Source organism: Streptomyces sp. NPDC097107 (assembly GCF_044762405.1).
Lineage (GTDB): Bacteria > Actinomycetota > Actinomycetes > Streptomycetales > Streptomycetaceae > Streptomyces > Streptomyces thinghirensis.
The window spans coordinates 20,956-27,040 of sequence record NZ_JBIWEF010000028.1 but is presented as its reverse complement, the minus strand read 5'-3'; the positions used below and the strand labels follow the sequence as shown (position 1 = coordinate 27,040).

Genomic DNA, 6,085 nt, shown 5'->3' with positions numbered 1-6,085 from the left:
AGCGACGGGGAACCGGGCGTCCCAGTCGGGACAGAGCTGACCCACCGAACCGCGCCCAGCCCCGGCAGGGCGGCGGCCCCTGGCTGACCACGGACGTCAACGCAGGCCCTTGTAGGAGCTCACCTTTACCGCGAGAAGGCCGTCAACCGGCCCTGGCCGCGGCACGGGCACCGGTCGAGCGCGGCGTCGCCCGCTTGAAGGCCTGGCGGATCTTCCGCAGAGCGCGAGCAGCCCCAACTGCATGACGTCAATCGCCAAAGCCGTCCTCACCCTGGAGCGGCAACGCTGAAGAAGCTCAGTGAGCGTCGTGCGCGATCCGCGATCAGCCTGGGTCGAGGGCCACGGTCGGGGCGTCGCCGGCGCCGGTGGACCCGTGTCCCACACCGCGTTCAGGAGGGGTGCCATCCGACCCTGATGTAGGCGTAGCCCTCGCCCGCGCGTGGTGCCCGCGTCCATGACCGGGTGGTGAAGGTGCGCAGCCTTCCCCGGGTCAGCGCGAAGCGGGGGAGGGAGAGCCCGAGTTCGGTGTGCAGGGCCTCCAGCACGCTCAGTTCGCCGTCCGGCTCGGTGTCCTCCGGGCGGAACAGGTGTGCGGGTTCCAGGGCCTCCGGTATCGCGCCGGAGCGCTGGATCTCCGTACCCCGTACGGTGAAGGCGTAGAGCTCCTCGCCGTGTTCGGCAACCGACAGGTGGAACGCGGCGGGCTGGTCAGGCAGGGAAGAAGGCGCCGGCTCGCGCCACACCACGACCGCGCGGCCGGAGAGGGACGCGGCCGCTGCGGGGGACACGAACCGTTCGTTCAGGTGGTGGTGGGAGTGGCCCTCGAATGCGAAGGACCACCCTTCACCCGTGCGGCCGACAGCGACGACGGCCCGGTCCTCCCAGAGCTCCACGCCCTCGCGTTCATGGGGCTTGGGCGCCCGCCGGGAAGCCCTTTGCGGATTCACCGGTGCGCTCAGTTCGGCGCCCTCCTCGCCGATCAGGGAGGGCAGGCGGGTCGGGTCGATTCCGTCGGCCCAGACACAGCGGTAGCCGTCGAACGGCTGCCGGTTCGCGTCCGGGCCGGTCAGCCAGGCGAGGCCCGGCGGGTCGAGATCGGGTACCGGCGCGGGAGCGGGTCCCGTCTGTCCGGCTCGCGGTGTTCCGAGGAGCTCGCGCCCCCGTTCGGGCGTGACCAGCGGGCCCAGGACCGGATCGGCCAGCAGCCCGATCGGGGCGATCAGCAAGGGGCCCGGTGCCTCCCACACAGGGAGTGCGTTCCGCAGCAGCCGCCACGCCGCGTCGCCCGCGCCCCACAGGGCCTGCTCCCGGGCCTCGGCGACGGCTTCGCCCCAAGTGCCTGGCGGCGCGTAGCGGTAAGTGCCTTCGCGCATCGCCCTCAGTACGGCCTCCGCGGTCTCCCTGGCCACCCCACGGGCGGCCATCATCCCCAGCCAGTGGTCGTCCCCACCCAGCCGCCATGCGCCGCTCGCCGGACTCATGGCCTCCACGGGCAGGACCTCCGGCAGGTAGCAAGGGTCCGACGACAGGCTGTCGTAGCCGAAGGAGCCGAGCGGATCCAGGAGGTGCCGGATCTGGTGGAGCAGGGCGGCGCTTCGCGGCCGTCCGAAGGACAGCGCCTCCTCGAGCCGGGGCAGGGCCTCCTCGTACCGTCCACGCAGGGCCAGCCGACGGGCCTCCTCCACGTTGGCGTCCTGAGCGCGCGTGGTGGCGTTCACGAAGTCGGGTCTGTCCACCCGGGCGGAGTGGAAGCCGCGGTACATGGCCTCCATGTACGCGCGGAACGACGGGTAGCGGTTCGGCGCCTCACCATCCCAGCCGTGGTAGACGTAGAGCGCCCACTCGCCGTCCTCGTCGGTGTCGCCAGGGTCGAGCAGGGCGTACGACATGTCGGAATCCGTCTCGAGCCGCAGCGCCCGTTTCCACATCCCGGCCAGCAGGGCCTCCTCCTTGCTCGGATCGGGGCCCAGCATCTCCTCGTAGAGCGAGGTCATGTCGTGCGGATCCTGGAACCAGTCGATGTCCGAGGTTCCGCCGAGCTGGTAGATCCCGGCCGTCTGGTCGACGTGCCAGCCGTCACTCGCGGCCAGAAAGGCCCGGTACGAGGGAGGCAGGCGCCGCCCCAGTCGTCGTTCGGCTGTGGCTGTCGCCACTTCGTCCGCGCCGGGTCCGCCCAGGGGAACGAGGGCCTGTTCATCTCCCTCGCCCTGGTCGGCGTCCGTGCGCGGGACCCACTCCTCCTGCCACCGGCCGAGGAAAGCGTGCCAGTTGAAACCGTCGCTGCTCATGGCCGGATGGTGCCATCGGGCACTGACAACGGCGGCACCGTGGCCGCGCCGCCCGGCCTGCGGGCGTGGCGATGACGCGCTCGGCCTCCGAAGCCGTAGCGCGTGCAGACATCAGCCCCCTCGCCGCGATCAGCGAACGGCGCGAATCATCACGGTGAGGACCGGCGACGCCGGTGACGGCTGGCTGTGCCCGATGTCCTCGTACCCCCACGACCTGTAGAACACCACGAGCGTCGCCTGATCCGAGGCTCCACGTCTTCGCGAGCTGGTGCTGCCGCGCCGTGGGGCGGGTGCTTAAAAGATCATCCTCCGGCGGGAGATAGTCTGCCGGGGGAGCGGATGGGGAGCCTCCGGCGCGAACTCCCCGGACTCTCCCCGGGACCCGTCTCACGCGCTGACGACCGGTCCTCCCTTTCCGGCACGCGGACACAGCGAGGTGAGAGGCATCTTCACCACCCGGCTCACGCTTCAAGGAACCTTCGGCATGGTGTCGTCCACCCACTGGCTGGCCTCGCAGTCGGCCATGGCGGTGCTGGAGGAGGGGGGCAACGCCTACGACGCCGCCGTGGCCGGTGCCTTCGTGCTGCACGTCGTCGAGCCGCACCTCAACGGGCCCGCCGGTGAGGTGCCGATCCTGCTCGCCCCCGCGGGCGGCGAGGTGCGGGTGCTGTGCGGACAGGGAGTGGCACCGGCCGGCGCGACGGTCGCGTACTACCGGGGGCTCGGTCTGGACCTCGTCCCCGGCACCGGGCCACTGGCCGCCGCCGTTCCCGGTGCCTTCGACGCCTGGCTGCTCCTCCTGCGCGACCACGGCACCAAACCGCTGGCCGACGTGCTGAAGTACGCCATCGGCTACGCCGAGCACGGACACGCGCCCGTGGAGCGCTTCACGGAGACCGTCGAGACCGTGCGGGAGCTGTTCGAGACCGAGTGGACGTCCTCGGCCGAGGTCTACCTGCCGGACGGACACCCGCCGCACCCCGGCGAGCTGTTCCGCAACCCCGCCCTCGCCGCCACCTGGAAACGGCTGCTCGCCGAGGCCGCCGGAGCGGGGGGCCGGGAGGCGGAGATCGACGCGGCGCGGGAGGTCTGGCGCACCGGCTTCGTCGCTGAGGCCCTTTTGCGGCAGGCCGGGCGGCCCACCATGGACACCAGCGCCGAGCGCCACACCGGCACCCTCACCGCCGCCGACCTCGCCGGCTGGTCCGCGTCCTACGAGGCTCCCGCGACGTACGACTGGAACGGCTGGACCGTGTGCAAGGCCGGCCCCTGGAGCCAGGGCCCCGTCCTGCTCCAGCAACTCGCCCTGCTCCCGCCTGAGCTGCCCCGCTACGGTTCCGCCGACTACGTCCACCTGCTGGTCGAGGGGTGCAAGCTCGCCATGGCCGACCGGGAGGCCTGGTACGGGGACGCGGACGGCGCGGCCCGGGTGCCGCTCGACGACCTGCTGTCGCCGGAGTACAACGCGGCACGGCGGGCGCTCGTCGGTGACAAGGCGTCCTTCGAGCTGCGCCCCGGCAGCCCGGGCGGACGCGCTCCGCGGCTCAGCGCCCACGCGCGCGTGGCGGCCGTGGAGGGTGAGGGCTTCGACGCCCTGGGGGTCGGCGAGCCGACGGTCGCCAAGAGCCCGACATCGCCGGTGCCGGGTGAACCGGAGGTCACCGCCGACGGGGGCACCCGCGGCGACACCTGCCACCTCGACATCGTGGACCGCTGGGGCAACATGGTCTCGGCCACGCCCAGCGGCGGCTGGCTCCAGTCCAACCCCGTCGTGCCCGAACTGGGCTTCCCGCTCGGCACCCGGCTCCAGATGACCTGGCTGGAGGAGGGCCTGCCCAACTCGCTCACCCCGGGCTGCCGGCCGCGCACCACGCTCACGCCCTCCATCGCCCTGCGCGACGGGGTGCCCGTCATGGCGTTCGGGACGCCCGGCGGCGACCAGCAGGACCAGTGGCAGCTGCACTTCCTGCTGGCGGTCGCGCTGCGCGCCCCGGTGCGCGGCGGCCTCGACCTCCAGGGCGCGATCGACGCGCCGAACTGGCACAACGACAGCTTCCCCGGGTCGTTCTTCCCGCGCGGCATGCGGGCCGGGAGCGTCACTGTGGAGTCCCGCGTACCGGCGGAGGTCGTCGTGGAGCTGCGGCGCCGCGGGCACGACGTGACGGTCGGCGAGGCCTGGTCCGAGGGCCGGCTGTGCGCCGTCGCGCGGAACCCGGAGACGGGTGTCCTGTCGGCGGCGGCGAACCCGCGCGGAATGCAGGGCTACGCGGTCGGCCGCTGACCACCGGGCCTCAGCCCGTGGACGCCGCGCTTGGGCTCGTCGACCCCGGGCCCCGTGTTCGCGGACACCGGCACCGCATGTTCGTGCCGATTCCACCCGGAGTACACCACCCGGGTGGGGATTGTCAGTGGGGCGTGCTCTCATGGAGGCATGATCGAGAACAACGAAACCATCGACGAGTTTCTCGCCCGGCACGCCGACGAGGTGGAGGAGACCGTCCGCAAGGCGGCCGCCCTGGAGATCATGCCGCGCTGGCGCCGGCTCGCGGCACACGAGGTCGACGAGAAAGCCGGCCCGCACGACCTGGTGACGGACGCCGACCGCAAGGCCGAGCTGTACCTCACCGACGTCCTGTCCGCCCTGCTGCCCGGCTCGGCCGTGGTCGGCGAGGAGGCGGTGCACGCCAACCCGGCGTCGTACGAGGCGATACGCGGCGAGGCACCGGTGTGGATCGTTGACCCCGTCGACGGGACACGGCAGTTCGTGCACGGCGACCCGGGCTTCTGCACGCTGGTCGCGCTCGCCCACCACGGCGTCGTGCACGCCTCCTGGACCTACGCCCCCGCCGACGACCGGCTCGCCACGGCCGTACGCGGCCGTGGCGCCTTCCTGGACGGCGAGCGGCTGTACGCCGGCCCGCCCGAGCCCGGCCGCGACCTACGCGTCGCCACGTCCCACCCGGACTACACCACCGACGAGCAGAAGCACGCCCTGCGCGGCCTGCGCACCCCGGGCGTGGCGCCCCGCGCCTGCGGCTCGGCCGGACTGGAGTACCTCGCCGTCGCCCGGGGCGAGTCGGACGCCACGGCCTTCTCCTGGGAGGCCGCCTGGGACCACGCCGCGGGGCTCCTCCTGGTGGAGGAGGCGGGCGGGACCCACCTGACCCGCACGGGCGAGCCCTTCCGGATCACGGGCGGCAACGACCTGCCGTTCACCGCGGCCCGCGACGCGGCCACGGCCCGCCAGGTGGTGGCACTGCTGTCGGGCGAAGCCTGATCTCCAGGTCGGGGCGCTCCGGCCGGCCTCGGGCAGCGGGCCCGTGCGGTGGCGCGTGAGACGCCGGTGCCGCCTCGCCGTGTTCCAGGCCCGCTCGAACTCATCCCCGGTGACGTCCTCGGCGCCGGGCGGCACCTCGACCGGGCCGTCCGTCAGCACGCCGTACACGGTTTCGTGGAGCCGCAGGCCGCCCGGCGCGAACCGTTCCAGCGTGGAGCGGAGATCGTCGCGAGAGGCCGCCACCGACGCGCCGCCGTCGGCGATCCCGCCCGTGCGGCAGGCCCTGCGGCAGTCCGTGCGGCAGTCCGTGAGGTGAAAATGGTCCCCGGCGGGCCGGGCCGGCAGCGACCGGTCGAAGGCCGCCTGCCGCAGCGCATGCCCGTCCTCGCCGATCTCGTACCGGAGCCAGAGCCCCTCCCGGGGGCCGGGGAAGCGTGTGCGACGCGTCATCCGCCGGATCCCGTCCCACCGCCCCGCCCGTCCCGCCCGTCCCGCCCGCTCCCGGGCATATCCTGATCCC

3 protein-coding genes and 2 pseudogenes are annotated in these 6,085 nt (G+C 73.2%); 3 read left to right on the top strand and 2 right to left on the bottom strand.

The window, feature by feature from the left end; genetic code table 11:
• Positions 1–65: 65 nt before the first annotated feature.
• Positions 66–289: pseudogene (locus tag ACIQ1J_RS34880) on the top strand (IS5/IS1182 family transposase); the annotation flags it as partial.
• 100 nt (positions 290–389) lie between these two features.
• On the opposite strand, the gene ACIQ1J_RS34875 reads toward ACIQ1J_RS34880, so the two are convergent.
• Both ACIQ1J_RS34875 and ACIQ1J_RS34870 read right to left on the bottom strand, forming a co-directional pair.
• Positions 390–2,288, bottom strand: a complete 1,899-nt coding sequence (locus ACIQ1J_RS34875) for an SMI1/KNR4 family protein (RefSeq protein ID WP_403563327.1) — start codon at positions 2,286–2,288, stop codon at positions 390–392.
• A gap of 129 nt (positions 2,289–2,417) precedes the next feature.
• A pseudogene (locus ACIQ1J_RS34870) lies at positions 2,418–2,507 on the bottom strand (GNAT family N-acetyltransferase); the annotation flags it as partial.
• A 226-nt stretch (positions 2,508–2,733) separates the two neighbouring features.
• Between ACIQ1J_RS34870 and ACIQ1J_RS34865 the strand changes: the two are divergent.
• Both ACIQ1J_RS34865 and ACIQ1J_RS34860 read left to right on the top strand, forming a co-directional pair.
• Complete coding sequence (locus tag ACIQ1J_RS34865; protein WP_403563335.1) at positions 2,734–4,569, top strand: gamma-glutamyltransferase family protein; 1,836 nt, start codon at positions 2,734–2,736, stop codon at positions 4,567–4,569.
• A gap of 150 nt (positions 4,570–4,719) precedes the next feature.
• A complete protein-coding gene (locus ACIQ1J_RS34860) occupies positions 4,720–5,565 on the top strand; it encodes an inositol monophosphatase family protein (RefSeq protein ID WP_403563325.1) in 846 nt (281 codons plus the stop codon).
• Positions 5,566–6,085 lie beyond the last annotated feature (520 nt).

Bases quoted from the DNA above. Each gene is read 5' to 3' on its own strand.
- ACIQ1J_RS34875 (WP_403563327.1), bottom strand. From the start codon at position 2,288: ATGAGCAGCGACGGTTTCAACTGGCACGCTTTCCTCGGCCGGTGGCAG.
- ACIQ1J_RS34860 (WP_403563325.1), top strand. From the start codon at position 4,720: ATGATCGAGAACAACGAAACCATCGACGAGTTTCTCGCCCGGCACGCC.